This window comes from Campylobacter sp. W0066.1 (assembly GCF_024723635.1).
Lineage (GTDB): Bacteria > Campylobacterota > Campylobacteria > Campylobacterales > Campylobacteraceae > Campylobacter_D > Campylobacter_D lari_C.
The window spans coordinates 1-14,754 of sequence record NZ_JANQCW010000007.1; the positions used below are offsets into that span (position 1 = coordinate 1).

The window sequence follows — 14,754 nt, forward strand, 5'->3', positions numbered from 1 at the left end:
TCAAATTTTTGACCTAAAATATTACCTTTAAAATCTGTATAAATTTCCATCATATTATTTGTTCTGAATTTATAACCATTAATTCTTTTATCTACTTCTACAATAGCTGCATTTGGTTGTGCTGCTTGTACTTTTGCAATAACTTCTTTTGGGATAAATCCTGTTGGAATACCTTTGTATTTGCCATCAACTTCTTTCCAGTCTCCATTAATGATAAAGTCAATTTCTGTTCCATCAACCAAATTTACTTCATAAGAATCTACATCTTGTTTTACATAACCTACATTTACGCCTTTAAAATGAGTGTTTAAAAACTCTTGAGCCTTTTGAGGTAAAGCATTTGGGCTAACAATCATATCTGCAAACATAGAACTTGCACAAACTAAACTAGCTACCATTAATTTCATTTTCATTTTTTCTCCTTTAAATAAAAGTTGAAAGAATGATATTGTTTGCTTGTGAAATTTGTGTGAATTTTAATTTTTAAAGCCAACTATCTTATTTTTATCAAATGAAGATTCTATTTCCTTTTCTATAGTATGTAAAAAATCGCTCATTTTAAAAACACCATCTTTAGAAATAGCCGCTTTTAAAGCTGTGTTTTTGACCACCATTACAATTTGAGCTCCACTTAATTCATGCGAAGCTAAATTTTTTAAATCAAAACTATCATCAAATTTAGCATTTTTAGGCAAAGCTTTTTGCCATATCATTAAGCGTTGTTCATAATTTGGCTTTTTAAATTCAATTTTATACTCAAACCTTCTTGAAAAAGCCACATCTAAACTTTCTAAAAAATTAGTTGTTGCTATGATAACTCCGCTAAAACGCTCAATTTGTTCCAAAAAAATATTTTGCATTTGATTATGCATTTTATCAGCACCAGCGCTACTTTCTACTCTAGTACTTAAAAACTGATCTGCTTCATTTAAAAGCAAAATAGGACTTTGCTTACTTGTTTGACAAAGCTCTTTATAAGTATCAAAAATCTTTCTTACATTTTGCTCACTCTCGCCCACATATTTACTTAAAATTTTCGAGCAATCAAAACTCAAAATGGATTTTTTCATAGCTTTTGCCATACTTAATGCACTCATAGTCTTACCTGTACCAGCAGGACCATAGAAAATTATCTTAGCTTCTATGTTTTTATTGGTTTTTATACCCCATTTATTTAATCTTTCTAAAACCTTTTTATCTTGTTGTTTTAATATACTTTCTAACAAATCTTTAGTACTTTGGGGCATAATAACATCATCTATATTGATATTTGGCTCGATTAGCTCAAAGATATCTTGTTCTTTAACTAAATTTTGAAGTTTAATTTTTTTATTTTTCTTTGGTTCTTTAAAGTTAATAATTCTTTGTAAAATATCATCACTTAAATAAAAAATCTTAGTTATATCACCCAAAGAATTAACAAATTCATCATATTCTAAAAGATTTGAACTAAGTAGCTTAGAATCTTCTTCTAGCAAAGCTTTATTTTCTTGCTTTTGAGCCTCATCCTCGCTAATTAAATGAAGTAAAAAATTAAAATCTCTACTATAAGAATTTTCAGTATTTAGCAAATACTCTTCTTTTAACAAACTAATAAATATCAAACATTCATTATCGTTTAAAGCATATTCTTTAAAAATATCTGCTAAAACATTAGAAATTTTACTTTTCTTTAAACGCTCTTTAATGTATGCTTCAAAGGTGGTTATATCTTTTTTAATATTCTTACTTTGAGAGCTTTTAGCAAAAAAACGCAATCTTTGATAAAGCTCGATTTTAAAAAATTCATCTTTTAAATATGCAATATGATCTTCATAAATTTGATCTTGCATATAATCTTGTATGGTTTTATTTTCTAAAACTTGTAAGAAAACTTCACTTAAACTTAACTCACATTGTAATAAATTTAAAAGCAAACTTGAGTTTTTACTCGATTTAAAATCAGAAAAAAATTGAACAATAAAACCTTTTTCTATAAGATTTTTAAGATCTTTTAAATGATCTAAATACTCATACTCATCATTTTTAAAAACTTCGCTAAGAAGATTATAAGCATTAATGCTTGCATTTGCCTGCAAATAATTTTTGCATAAATGCTTTAAGATTAAAATTTCATCTTCACTGCATTGTAAGTTTTTATAAATATTGCTTTTAAAAGTATCATTAAGAAAAAGTTTTAAATCTTTCATATTTTCCTTTATATTGATTTTATGCTAAATTTGATTTTGGATTTTTTATCACTAAAAATCATATTTTTGTCACAAACCTCATAAAAAATATCATAATTTTTACTTATAATCTTTTGAGTAAAACCACAAGAGGTAGCTTGTTTATTTTTTCCATAAAAAATAGGCTTTTTATAGATTAGATCTTGTAAAAAATCATCATAATATTCATTATTAAAAAATCTTTTATTAAAAAAAGGTTTTGCATAACAAACACCATTAACACAAATTTTATCGCTAATTTTTAATTCAAGCAAGGCTTTAGAAGCACTATAAAGCTCTAAACTTGTAAAATTTTTTCCCTCATATAAAAAGCCATAATCGGCAAATTTAAACTCTGGAGTTTTTAAAATAACATAAGTACTTTGTGCTTGTGTTTTGCTTTTTAAAGCACAAGAGCTTAAAAAAACACACACAAAACACAAAAAAACTATTTGAAGTAAAGTTTTCATTTAAGGTTTTTAAAATTAAGATTAAGTTCTAAATTGAGTTCTTTTACTATTTTCATCACGCTTTGTAAATCATCAATTTGCTTACCAACTACGCGAATTTCATTACCTCTAATGCTTGAAGTTACCTTTAGCTTACTATCTTTTATAGCTTTATTAATCTTCTTAGCACTATCAGTATCAATAGCATCATTAACTTTTAAATTCAGTCTAAAATTTGCCCCACTTTCCCTGCTTAACTCTTTAATACCATTAGGGTTTATCCCTCTTTTAATAAGCTTTGAAATAACAATATCTTTTAACACTTCAAGCTTTGCTTCGCTAGAGCAAATAAGTTTATAAACACTTTCTTTTTCATTTAACTCTATTTCACTTTTAATGCCTTTTAGATCATATCTACTATCAAGCTCTTTTTTAGCTTGTTCTAAAGCATTTTTTAACTCTTGCTTGTCAATTTCCCCGCTAATATCAAAACTATGTTCACTTGCCATTTTCTATAAACTCCTTAAGATTATTAAATACAATTTGGACTAAATTTTGTATGGATTCTTCACTTGCCCATGCAACATGTGGAGTGATGAGTAAATTTTCTTTATTTTTTATACTAAGCAAAGGATGATTTTTAACCATAGGTTCTATTTCAAGCACATCAAGTCCTGCTTTGATATTTTTCTCATTCATAACTTGAGCTAAATCTGCTTCATTAATGATTCCACCACGTCCTACATTAATCAAAATAGCATCATCTTTTAAAAGCATTAGTTCTTTTTTACTTAATAAATTTTTTGTCTTATCATTTAAAGGCGCATGTATGCTAATTACATCACAAGTTTTTAAAAGTTCTTCAAGGCTTACTTTTTCATATTCATCATTATTATTAGTTCCTGAAATAGAATAATAACAAATTTTAGAACCAAACATTTGAGAAATCCTAGCTACTTCTTTACCTATAGCTCCAAGTCCTATAATACCATGTTTTTTACCGGTTAAAGTGTGCAAAGTCTTGCTAAAATCACAAAACATTTTACTCTCACACCATTTGCCATCTTTACTCCATTTATCATAATATGGAATTTGATTTAAAAAAGCAAAAAGCAAGGCAAAGGTATGGCTTAAAACACTTTTTGTAGAATAACCGGCTACATTTTTTACCACTATACCTTTAGAATTTGCATAAGCTACATCTATATTATTTACCCCTGTACCAAGTTGTAAAATAAGTTTTAGATTAGTGTTGTCAATCACTTCTTTATCAATGATGATTTTATTTATCATCACAACTTGTGCATTAGCTATTCTTGCAATAACCTCATCTTTAGAAGTTAAGTTATAACTTACAAACTCGCCAAGACTTTCAAAAACCGTTAAATCTGCTCCACCTAAGGTAGCAGCATCTAAGCATACTATTTTCATTAATCTTTTACTATATGTCCTACAAATTTAGAATAATTATCAAGTACCAAACCACCTTTTCTAAAACCTAATCCACAACCCTCATAAGCAAAGAAAACTCCTGCTTGATAATAATCATTTTCATTTTTATTAAACTCAGCAAATTCTTGATATACAAAGCGATTATTTTGATAATCTCCTTTTGTTTCAAAACTTACATCTCCATTAGCTTCTATAATAGAAACATTAGCTCCTTCTCTACCAAAAACAGGCTTTTTAACACATTTTTTACCCACTAAAGGTTGATCGCTTGTTTCAAGCAATAAAGGATGATTTGGATAAAGCTCCCATAAAATTTTCATTATACCTTTGCTTTGAAAAAGTAAAGTATAAGCAGGGTTTAAAATGATTGCTTTTTGATTTTGCATGATTTGCGTTAAAAGCATAGCAAGCTCACCCTCTTCTATGGCTATGCTTTCCCAAGGAATGAGCTTGAAAAAATACTCAAAATTTACATCATTTTTAAAAATACCTTCAGGCGAAAATTCAACCTCATCAATATAAGAAAACTCACTCTCAAAACCTGCTTCACTAGCAATGTGTGCTAAAAGTTTGGTTGTAATCATATCCTCATCGCTACCTGCGATTGAAGAAAATAATATCTTCCAACCCTCATAATACTTTTCAAACTCGCTTACATCTTCTTCTAAAGTGATAAGTCTTTTAAAATTATCTTTTAAGGCTTCATATATATTATTAAATTGCGAACTTTCATCTAGGTTATTTTGCTTTAAAATAGCCCATTGTAAAATAGCACTTTCAAATAAAGATGTTGGAGTATCAGCATTAAATTCTATTAGCTTTATAGGCTTGCCATCAAGCCCACCTGCTAAGTCAAACCTTCCATATAAATGCCAATGCACATCATTTTCCCAACTCATCTTAATCGCATCAACTAAATTAAAAGGAATTCCAAGCTCATCAAAACGATCATTATCAATCACTTCTTGTGCAGCAGCTACAAACATATCATAAAGTTCATTCACTGCTTCATAATATGCATTTGCTTCATTTTCTCTCACACAAACTAAATTAGAATCTAAATAATCACTTCCATCATTATCTGTATGCCATGAAAAACCTATTTGTTCTAAGTAAGATTTTTCTAAAGGATTTACTTTTAAAAAATTCATTTTACACCCTTAAGATCCAAAAGAGCTAGAAGAACTTGAAGTGGCCTTAGAACCACCACCAAAAAAGCCTGATTTTTTCGCACTTGAGCCTGAAGTTGCACTTGTACTTGCTTTATTAAAACTATTTACACTTCTTTGATAAGCGCTTTGGTTTGAAAATGCTCCTCTTTGTTGATTTGCGAAATTTTGATTATTAAAAAGCTTTGAACCTATCCAGCTACCAAGTATAGCTCCAGCTGCACTTGCAAGCAATGTTTCGCCTAAAGAAAGTCCTCCGCTACTCATTTGAGCGTTATTTGGATTTGTTAAATTTGAGGTACCATTGTCTATTTTAGCAGCTTCTTCTTGGATTAATTTATCCATTTCTTCTTTACTTAAAACTCTTTCTGTACCATCAAGTTGTTTTAAAACTACCCTAGTTTCATCACTTGGAAATTGATCTTTGATTTTGTATTGATTTGGAGCGGTTTCTTCAATGATAACAAAAGCACCTTGAGTATTTGCTGCTTGACTTAATGCATTATTAGAATCACTTGCATTGCTACTACATGCACTTAAAGCGCCTGCACTTATTGCAGCAATACCACTTATCATGCTAAGTTTAAGTATAGTTTTAATGTGTTTCATAATCTTTCCTATAATTTAATAAGTTTAACTTAAATAAGATTTTAACAAAAAAAGTATTAATAAAAATTAATTGCTTTAATTTATCATGGTCATTAAATTGCTACTTAAAATAAACACAGCAAAAGCAAAAAATATAAAAGCACTTAAATAATCAATGAGTTTTAAATTCTTTTGATAAATTCTTACCACGAAAGGTTTTGAAAACAATAAAGAAATTAAAGAAAAATAAATTATGGTTTCTAAAATCAAAACAAAAATTAAAACTATCAACATCCACCGCATTTGGGCAAAATCAAAACTTGCAAAAACGCTAGCAAAATAAAAAATAACTTTTGGATTAGATAAATTTGTAATCATCCCACTTAAAAATGCAGATATATGAGTTTTTTGGACTTTTATATTACCTATTTTTGCATTTTTATAAATTCCATAAGCTAAATACAAAAGATAGCAAGCTCCAAAACTTGATAAAGCAATTTGCAAAAATGGAAATTGATGAAAAATCACACTCAAACCAAGTATAGAAAGTATAATCCACACACTCATGGCCAAACTCACACCCAAGCTAGCTTTTAAAGCACTTTTAATACCCTCTCTTAAGGCATAAGAACTTACTAAGAAAAAATCAGGTCCTGGTAAAATAAGTCCAAAAAAATGAATGATTAAAATCCAAAGAAACATAAAAATAATCGAAGAAAAGCCGAAAATTCGGCTTTTTGGTATTAGAGTCTTGACTCGTAGCGTCTAAGCATATAAAGTCTTTTAAGCATTTTTTTGCGAGCTGAAATTTTTTGTTTTTTTCGAATTTCAGTCATAGGCTCAAAAAATCTTCTTGCGCGAACTTCAGTAACAACTAGATTTCTATCTACTTGTTTTTTGAATTTTCTATACGCTTCATCAAAAGACTCATTAGGATGTACCTTAATTCCTGGCACGACCCTCACCACCTTTCTTAAATAAAATTAAAAAAAGGATTATATCACAATTTCACTTGAAAATAAAATTTATTTTTGTAATAATTACATAAATAAAAATTAAACATAAATTCCTAATTAAGACAAAGTTTGGTTTAATTTTTCTAGTACTACAATTAAAAAAACTTTTTTTAAGGAAAATAAAAATGAGTGCTTGTATCACCAACTATACTAAAAAAAGGTATATAGCTTATATCATTTCTATGATTATTTTCATAGCATTACCTTTTGTAAAAATCAATGGAAATCATTTCTTTTTATTAAGTTTTGACCATAAAAAACTTAATTTGTTTTTTATAGCTTTTGATACCCAAGAGCTGTATTTAATGCCTTTTGTTATCATGGGTATGTTTTTAACCATACTTTTTGTTACCACCCTAGCAGGAAGAATTTGGTGTGCATGGAGTTGTCCTCAAACTATTGCTAGAGTTATTTATAGAGATTTATTACAAACAAAAATCTTTAAAATTCACAAAAGCACAGCAAACAAACAAAAACAAGCTGAGGGATTTTTTGTTCAAAAAGCTTTAAGTATTGTGATTTTTTATCTTTTTTCCCTATTAATGATGAGTGCTTTTTTATGGTATTTTGTGCCACCTGAAGATTTTTTTGTATATATTCAAAACCCTGCTGATCATTTATTGCTTTTAGGGATTTTATTTTGTGCTTCTTTGGCCTTTACTTTTGATATAGTGTATTTGGGTGAAAAATTTTGTGTTTATGTATGTCCTTATGCAAGAATTCAATCTGTAATGTTTGATAATAACACCGTTCAAGTTATCTATGATGATAAAAGAGGGGGTGTGATTTATGATGGACATACCAAACTTTATCAAAAACCACCACAAGGTGAATGTATAGGTTGTGAAGCCTGTGTAAAAATTTGCCCTACACATATAGATATACGCCAAGGAATGCAACTTGAGTGTATTAACTGTCTTGAATGTGCTGATGCTTGTTCAAAAATTCAAGCCAAATTTGATCGCCCTAGTTTGATTAACTGGACTAGTGCAAAAGCCATTGAAACAAGAGAAAAAGTAAAATATTTTAGATTTAGAACTATCGGATATTTAGTGGTTTTATGTGGTGTTTTTGCAGCCTTAGTTTTAATGGGAAGTAAAAAAGAAAATATGCTTTTAAATATCAATCGTTCTAGCGAACTTTATCAAATTAGAAAAGCACATGATGGAGAATTAATCATTAGCAATGCTTATGTATTTTTATTTCAAAACACAGACAATAAAACTCATGAGTATTATTTTGATGTGAAATTACAAGGCATTGAAGATGGTTTAGAAATCATTAGACCAAAAAAACCTTTTAAATTAAAAGCTGGTGAAAAAGATAAACAAATAGTTGTTTTAAAAGCTACTAAAAAACTAGCTGATAATGATAGAAAAGATACCGTAATACCTTTAACTATCAAAGCTTATGCGCTTGATGATAAAAACATCATAATCACAAGAGAAAGTAATTTTGTATATCCTAAAAATTCAATTATAGAACACAAAAAACATTAAAATGGAAAAAAGACTTTCTTTAAAATCTCAAGCAAGGCTTGAAAAAATCAAACAAATTGCTGCGGAGTCGTTTTTAGAAAACGGCTACGAAGCAACCAATCTTAAAGATATTATCAAGCAAGCTGGTGGTTCATTTTCTTGTGTGTATGAGCATTTTAAAAGTAAAGAAGGTTTATTTGAAGCAGTTTTAAATGATTTTGCAGAAAATCATTTTCTAGCTATTTTAAATAAAAATATGCGACTTTCACCCAATGCTAATTTAGAAGAATTTCTTCATCAATTTGCAAAAGCTTATTTGGGAATTTTTAATGACGCTAAAACTATAGCCATAGTAAGACTTATCTATTCTGAAATTTATAATGAAAAATTTGATTTTGGCAAATGGTTTAAAGGAGATAATAGAAAAGAGGTAGAATATGTACTTCAAAAAAGATTTGAAGAAGAAAATGAAAATTTAGCCAAAAATGCTGAATTTTTAAGCTATACATTTTGCGCTATGCTTAGAGGAACCTTTTTTATACAAAGCACTTTTGAAAATAAGGTTTCGATGAGTAAAAAAGAACAGCAAAATCACGCAAAAAAAATCGTAAAGCTATTTACTCAAGGACTTGTTAATTTTAATTAACTAAAGATTGATAAAATAATAATCATACATTTTGTAATATAAATTACTTTTTTGTTTAGCTAAATAAATAATTTTAAGGAAACCAATGAAAACAAAACTTTTAACCCTAGCTTGTGCTTCACTTATATTTGTGGCATGCTCAGATGATAAAAACGCACAAGTTAAACAACTCCCTCCTCAACCTGTTAGCATTATGACTATGCAAAGTGCTAATTTACCTTTAGAATTTACTTATCCTGCAAGATTAAGCACTGAATTAGATGTGATAATCAAACCTAAAGTAAGTGGCGAAATCAAAGCAAAATATTTCAAAAGCGGTCAAGCTGTTAAAAAAGGCGATAAACTTTTTCTTATAGAGCCTGATAAATACCAAGCAAGTGTAAATATGGCTTATGGAGAAGCTTTGGTAGCAAGAGCTAGTTTTGATGATGCTGAAAAAAATTTCAAAAGAGATCAAATTTTAATAGAAAAAAATGCTATTTCACAAAAAGAATTTGATGCAAGTTTGGCTAAATTTAATTCTACCAAAGCTAATTTAGAAAGCGCTAGAGCAAAGCTTGCTAATGTGAGATTAGACTTAAAATATACCGTAGTAAGCGCTCCATTTGATGGGGTTTTAGGAGATGCACTAATGGATGTGGGCGATTATGTAAACGCTTCATCAACTGAGCTTGTGCGTATTACAAACATTAACCCTATCTTTGCAGACTTTTATATTTCTGATGTAGATAAAATCAATATGAATAAAAATATTCAAAGCGGTAACTGGCGGTTAGAAAATATCCAAGTGCAAGCTAATGTTGGCGGAGAGCTTTTTAATGGAAAATTATATTTTATAGATAGTGTTATAGACACCCATAGTGGTGGAGTAAAAGCAAAGGCTATTTTTGACAATAACAACTCAAGTTTAATGCCTGGTTCTTTTGCAAATGTTCATGTTGAAGGCTTTGTTCAAAAAGATGGTTTTGAAATTCCTCAAGTTGCACTTTTACAAGATGATAGTGCTACTTATGTTTATACTCTAGTAGATGGAAAAGTAGTTAAAACTATTGTTAATGTTATTTATCAAACTTCTGATAAAGCAATCATTGATAAGGGCTTAAAAAATGGCGATAAAGTGATTTTAAATAACTTCAAAAAAATCCGCCCTGGTGCAAGTGTTAGCGTAATGGAGAATAAATAATGTTTTCTAAATTTTTTATAGAAAGACCTGTATTTGCTTCTGTTGTAGCTATTATCATTTCTTTAGCAGGGATTATAGGCCTTTATTCTTTGCCTGTAGAGCAATACCCTTCTCTAACTCCACCTGTTGTAAAAGTAAGTGCAAATTACTCAGGTGCTGATGCTCAAACGGTGGCTCAAACGGTGGCTATTCCTCTTGAAGATGCAATCAATGGGGTTGAAAATATGATTTATATGGATTCAACCTCAAGTTCTTCAGGAGATATGAGTTTAAGTGTGTATTTTAACATAGGTACAGATCCTGACCAAGCAACAGTTGATGTTAATAATAGAATTTCAGCTGCTATGGCAAGACTTCCTGAAGATGTTAAAAAAACCGGTGTTAGTGTAAGAAAAACCGGCTCAAGTATTTTAGAAGTTGCTACTTTATATTCCCCTGATGGTTCTATGGATTCACTTGAAGTATATAACTATGCTGCATTAAATATCTTAGATGATCTTGCTAGGGTTCCTGGTGTGGGCAATGCTGTAGCTATTGGCTCAAGAAATTATTCTATGAGAATTTGGCTTAATCCTGATTTATTAAACAAATACCAAGTTACTGCAACGGATGTTATTGCTGCAGTTAGTGAGCAAAATGCTCAATATGCTACTGGTAAGATAGGTCAAGAGCCTGTGGTAGAAAGATCTCCTTATGTGTATTCAGTAACTATGCAAGGAAGATTAAAAAACACTAAAGAATTTGAAAACATCATCATAAGAGCAAATAGTGATGGTTCTTTTTTAAGACTTAAAGATGTAGCTGAAGTTTCTTTAGGTTCAAGAGAATATACCTTTAAAGGTAGATTAAACGGAAATGACGCTACTCCTATTTTGATTTTCTTACAAACTGGAGCAAATGCAGTAAGTACAGCTGAATTAGTGCAGAAAAAATTTGAAGAATTAGCAAAAAGTTTTCCTGAGGGTTTAACTTATAAAGTGCCTTATGATACAACCGTATTTATTAAAGCTTCTATTAAAGAAGTAGTAAAAACTTTCTTTGAAGCACTTATTTTGGTTGTGATTGTAATGTATTTATTCTTAAAAAATTTCCGCTCAACCATTATACCTATGATTGCTGTGCCTGTTTCTATTTTAGGAACTTTTGCAGGATTATATGTCTTAGGCTTTAGTATTAACTTACTTACACTTTTTGCCTTAGTACTTGCCATTGGTATTGTTGTTGATGATGCAATTATCGTGGTTGAAAATATCGACAGAATCATGCATGAAGATCCAAATATAAGCATAAAAGAAGCAGCTATTAAAGCTATGGATGAAGTTGCTGCGCCTGTTGTATCTATCGTTCTTGTGCTTTGTGCGGTGTTTATACCTGTTTCATTTATATCCGGTTTTGTGGGAGAAATTCAAAAACAATTTGCTATAACCCTTGCAATTTCAGTTGCAATCTCAGGTTTTGTAGCCTTAACACTAACCCCATCTTTATGTGCAATCTTTTTAAGAAGAAATGAGGGTGAGCCATTTTATTTAGTTAAAAAATTTAATGATATTTTTGATTGGTCTACTGAAGTTTTTGGAGCCGGTGTAGCTTATATACTTAAAAGAACCGTGCGATTTGTATTGATTTTTATAATCTTTTTAGGTGGTTTATATGGACTTTTCAAACTTGTACCTAATTCACTCGTTCCACCTGAAGATCAAGGAAACTTCTTAACTATTGTTAACTTACCTGCAGCATCTTCGCTTAATAGAACTACTCAATCAATGGATGCCATGGCAGATGAAATTCGTAAAAATGAAAATGTAACAAATGTAGTAGGACTTATAGGTTATGATCTTTTCACAGGCTCTTTAAAAGAAAACGCCGGTGCAATGTTTGTAAATTTGAAAAATTGGGATGATAGAGATACTAGTAGTTTTGATCTAACTAGTATGTATAATAAACAATATTTCTTAAATCCAAATTTCCAAACTTTCTTTGTTAATCCACCACCAATCCAAGGTTTAAGTTTAACCGGTGGTTTTGAAATGTATGCGCAAAATCGTGGTGGTAAAAGCTATGATGAAATTCAAGTTGATGTAAATAGATTAGTTGAAGCAGCAAACAAACGTCCTGAACTTAGCAATGTAAGAACAACGCTTGATACTAATTTCCCACAATTAAAATTAGAAATTGATCGTGATAAAGTAAAACTTTATGGTTTAAATTTAGCAGATGTATTTAGCACATTAAATGCTACCATAGGAACTTATTATGTGAATGATTTTTCTATGCTTGGGAAAAATTATCGTGTAAATATTAGTGCCATTGGAGATTTTAGAAATACACAAAATGCTTTAAAAAATATATTTGTTAGAGCAAAAGATGGTTCTATGATAGCCCTAGATAGTGTTTTAACACTTCATAGAGGGGTTGGGCCTGATGATGTAAAACGCTTTAATATGTTCCCATCAGCACTAGTGCAAGGCGATCCTGCTCCAGGTTATACTTCAGGACAAGCAATTGATGCTATTGCTCAAGTTGCTAAAGAAACTTTGGGAGAGGATTATTCTATTGCTTGGTCAGGTTCAGCTTATCAAGAAGTTACAAGTAGTGGCGCAGGTCAAGTAGCTTTTGTACTAGGGCTTTTATTTGTATTTTTAATTCTAGCGGCTCAGTATGAAAGATGGCTCATGCCTTTAGCAGTAATCACTGCTGTGCCTTTTGCGGTGTTTGGTTCTTTACTTCTTGTATGGCTTAGAGGTTTAGAAAATGATATATATTTTCAAACAGGGCTTTTACTTTTAATAGGTCTTTCAGCTAAAAATGCCATTTTGATTGTTGAGTTTGCCATGGAAGAACACCTTAAAAAAGGAAAAAGTATTTTTGAAGCTTCTATTAGTGCAGCAAAATTAAGATTTAGACCTATTGTAATGACTTCATTAGCATTTATTTGTGGTATTTTACCTTTATACTTTGCTTATGGAGCAGGAAGTGCAAGTCGTCATGCAATAGGCACAGGTGTTATAGGGGGTATGATAGCAGCTTCTACTATAGCCATTTTCTTTGTACCTTTATTTTTCTATTTACTAGAAAGTTTTAATAAATGGCTTGATAAAAAAAGAGGTAAAATCAATGCGTAAGTTAATAATTTTTGCAAGTTGTTTTTTTATAACAGCTTGCAGTTTAAAACCAAATTTAGAAATCAAAGATGTAAATTACACTAAAAATTTAGATCAAAACATTAGCATTAATAAACAATGGTGGAAAGCTTTTGATGATAATTATTTAAACACCTTAGTCGATCAAGCTTTAAAAAACAATAACGACTTGCAAATTGCATATATGAATTTACAAAAAGCTTATGAAACTTTAGGTATAGCAAGAAGCGATTTGCTTCCTAAGCTTGATGGAAGTGCTAGCGGAGCAAGAGGAAAAACTAGCATTAATGCTCCAAGCAATAAAAGCAATGAATTTGCTTATGGTAATGATTTTAACATGGGTTTAAATTTAAGCTATGAAGTAGATTTATGGGGCAAATACAGAGATACTTATGGTGCTTCAAAAGCAAAATTACAAGCTAGTGAGTTTGACTATGAAAGTGCGAGATTAAGCTTAATCTCTAATGTAGTAAAAACCTATTTTAATCTAGCAAGTTTAAGCGAACAAGTAAAAATTTTAGAAGAAACAACCCAAAGTTATCAAAAAACTTATGAGTTGAAATTAGAGCATTTTAAACTTGGAGTAATTAGTGAGTATGAACTTAACAAATTTAAAGCTGAACTTGAAAATTCAAGAGTTTTACTCACAAATGCTAAAATTCAAAAAGAAGCTAATACCAAAGCTTTAAAAATCTTAACTTCAAATGATATTGATGATATACTTTATAATAGCATAGAGTATAAAAAAATAGGACAATACGAACTTAGCATACCTGAGGGCATTGGCAGTGAAATTTTACTTCAAAGACCTGATGTGCAAGCTAGTTTAAAAATTTTAGAAGAAAAAAACTATCTTGTTGGAGTAGCTAGAACTGCATTTTTACCAAACCTTTCTTTAACAGGACTTTTGGGCTTTCAAAGTAATGATTTAGATCTTTTAGTCAAACATGGTAGCAATACTTGGAATGTAGCTGGAAATTTTGCAATGCCGATTTTTCATTGGGGTGAGATTATGAATAATGTTAATATTGCAAAACTCACCAAAGATGAAGCTTTTTTACAATATGAAAACACCTTAAAAACAGCTTTTGGAGAGATAAGACTTGCTTTATTTAACCGCCAAAGCTATTATGAAAATGAGCAAAATTATAAAAATTTATTTCTAGCTCAAAGTAAAATTTATGAAATTTCTACTTTAAGATATGAAAATGGTGTGATTAACTTGGCTGATTTCTTACAAGATCAAAGAAATTACTTAAATGCTAAACTTTCTTATACTAACTCATCTTATGAGCTTGCAAATTCCATTGTAGATGTTATGAAAGCCTTTGGTGGAGGATTTAACGCTAAAGAAGAATCAAAAGAAAACATCAAAGCTATGGAAGAAAACTTAAAGGAAAACTTTTATAACAACTGAGCCTTTAAG

The 14,754-nt window shown here is 30.0% G+C and carries 14 protein-coding genes; 5 read left to right on the forward strand and 9 right to left on the reverse strand.

What is annotated here, in order from left to right; all coding sequences use genetic code 11:
* The 9 genes from CAMP18497_RS03735 to rpsU all read right to left on the reverse strand — a co-directional run.
* A partial coding sequence (locus tag CAMP18497_RS03735) for a PepSY-like domain-containing protein (protein WP_337212520.1) occupies positions 1–413 on the reverse strand: 413 nt, incomplete at its 3' end.
* Between the two features lie 63 nt (positions 414–476).
* Entirely contained in the window at positions 477–2,189 is a 1,713-nt protein-coding gene (locus CAMP18497_RS03740) for an ATP-binding protein (protein WP_337212522.1), read from the reverse strand.
* Between the two features lie 8 nt (positions 2,190–2,197).
* Entirely contained in the window at positions 2,198–2,677 is a 480-nt protein-coding gene (locus CAMP18497_RS03745; protein ID WP_263677922.1) for a hypothetical protein, read from the reverse strand.
* Positions 2,674–3,165 carry a YajQ family cyclic di-GMP-binding protein gene (locus CAMP18497_RS03750; protein WP_337212524.1) on the reverse strand — a complete coding sequence of 164 codons (492 nt, stop codon included), beginning with the start codon at positions 3,163–3,165 and terminating at the stop codon, positions 2,674–2,676. Before CAMP18497_RS03750 ends, CAMP18497_RS03745 begins: the two co-directional genes overlap by 4 nt.
* Positions 3,155–4,087, reverse strand: a complete 933-nt coding sequence (locus CAMP18497_RS03755) for a D-2-hydroxyacid dehydrogenase (protein ID WP_337212526.1) — start codon at positions 4,085–4,087, stop codon at positions 3,155–3,157. Before CAMP18497_RS03755 ends, CAMP18497_RS03750 begins: the two co-directional genes overlap by 11 nt.
* Complete coding sequence (locus CAMP18497_RS03760; protein WP_263677924.1) at positions 4,087–5,259, reverse strand: glutathionylspermidine synthase family protein; 1,173 nt, start codon at positions 5,257–5,259, stop codon at positions 4,087–4,089. The genes CAMP18497_RS03755 and CAMP18497_RS03760 overlap by 1 nt, the downstream gene beginning before the upstream one ends.
* Positions 5,260–5,268: 9 nt before the next feature.
* On the reverse strand, positions 5,269–5,886 hold the full coding sequence (locus CAMP18497_RS03765) for a UPF0323 family lipoprotein (protein ID WP_039619476.1): 618 nt from the start codon (positions 5,884–5,886) through the stop codon (positions 5,269–5,271).
* A 75-nt stretch (positions 5,887–5,961) separates the two neighbouring features.
* Positions 5,962–6,567, reverse strand: coding sequence for a LysE family transporter (locus CAMP18497_RS03770; RefSeq protein ID WP_337212529.1), 606 nt, complete (start codon positions 6,565–6,567; stop codon positions 5,962–5,964).
* Positions 6,568–6,608: 41 nt separating this feature from the next.
* The gene (gene rpsU, locus CAMP18497_RS03775) at positions 6,609–6,821 is read right to left on the reverse strand and encodes a 30S ribosomal protein S21 (RefSeq protein ID WP_002780697.1); all 213 of its coding nucleotides are present in this window, start codon (positions 6,819–6,821) and stop codon (positions 6,609–6,611) included.
* 185 nt (positions 6,822–7,006) lie between these two features.
* Between rpsU and ccoG the strand changes: the two genes are divergently transcribed.
* The 5 genes from ccoG to CAMP18497_RS03800 all read left to right on the forward strand — a co-directional run bounded on the left by ccoG (position 7,007) and on the right by CAMP18497_RS03800 (position 14,745).
* The gene (gene ccoG, locus CAMP18497_RS03780; RefSeq protein ID WP_337212531.1) at positions 7,007–8,380 is read left to right on the forward strand and encodes a cytochrome c oxidase accessory protein CcoG; all 1,374 of its coding nucleotides are present in this window, start codon (positions 7,007–7,009) and stop codon (positions 8,378–8,380) included.
* Position 8,381: 1 nt separating this feature from the next.
* Positions 8,382–9,005: a TetR/AcrR family transcriptional regulator gene (locus tag CAMP18497_RS03785; protein ID WP_263677931.1), complete on the forward strand. Its 624-nt coding sequence runs from the start codon at positions 8,382–8,384 to the stop codon at positions 9,003–9,005.
* Positions 9,006–9,090: 85 nt separating this feature from the next.
* The gene (locus CAMP18497_RS03790) at positions 9,091–10,188 is read left to right on the forward strand and encodes an efflux RND transporter periplasmic adaptor subunit (RefSeq protein ID WP_263677932.1); all 1,098 of its coding nucleotides are present in this window, start codon (positions 9,091–9,093) and stop codon (positions 10,186–10,188) included.
* On the forward strand, positions 10,188–13,310 hold the full coding sequence (locus CAMP18497_RS03795) for an efflux RND transporter permease subunit (RefSeq protein WP_337212534.1): 3,123 nt from the start codon (positions 10,188–10,190) through the stop codon (positions 13,308–13,310). Before CAMP18497_RS03790 ends, CAMP18497_RS03795 begins: the two co-directional genes overlap by 1 nt.
* Complete coding sequence (locus CAMP18497_RS03800; RefSeq protein ID WP_337212536.1) at positions 13,303–14,745, forward strand: TolC family protein; 1,443 nt, start codon at positions 13,303–13,305, stop codon at positions 14,743–14,745. The genes CAMP18497_RS03795 and CAMP18497_RS03800 overlap by 8 nt, the downstream gene beginning before the upstream one ends.
* Positions 14,746–14,754 lie beyond the last annotated feature (9 nt).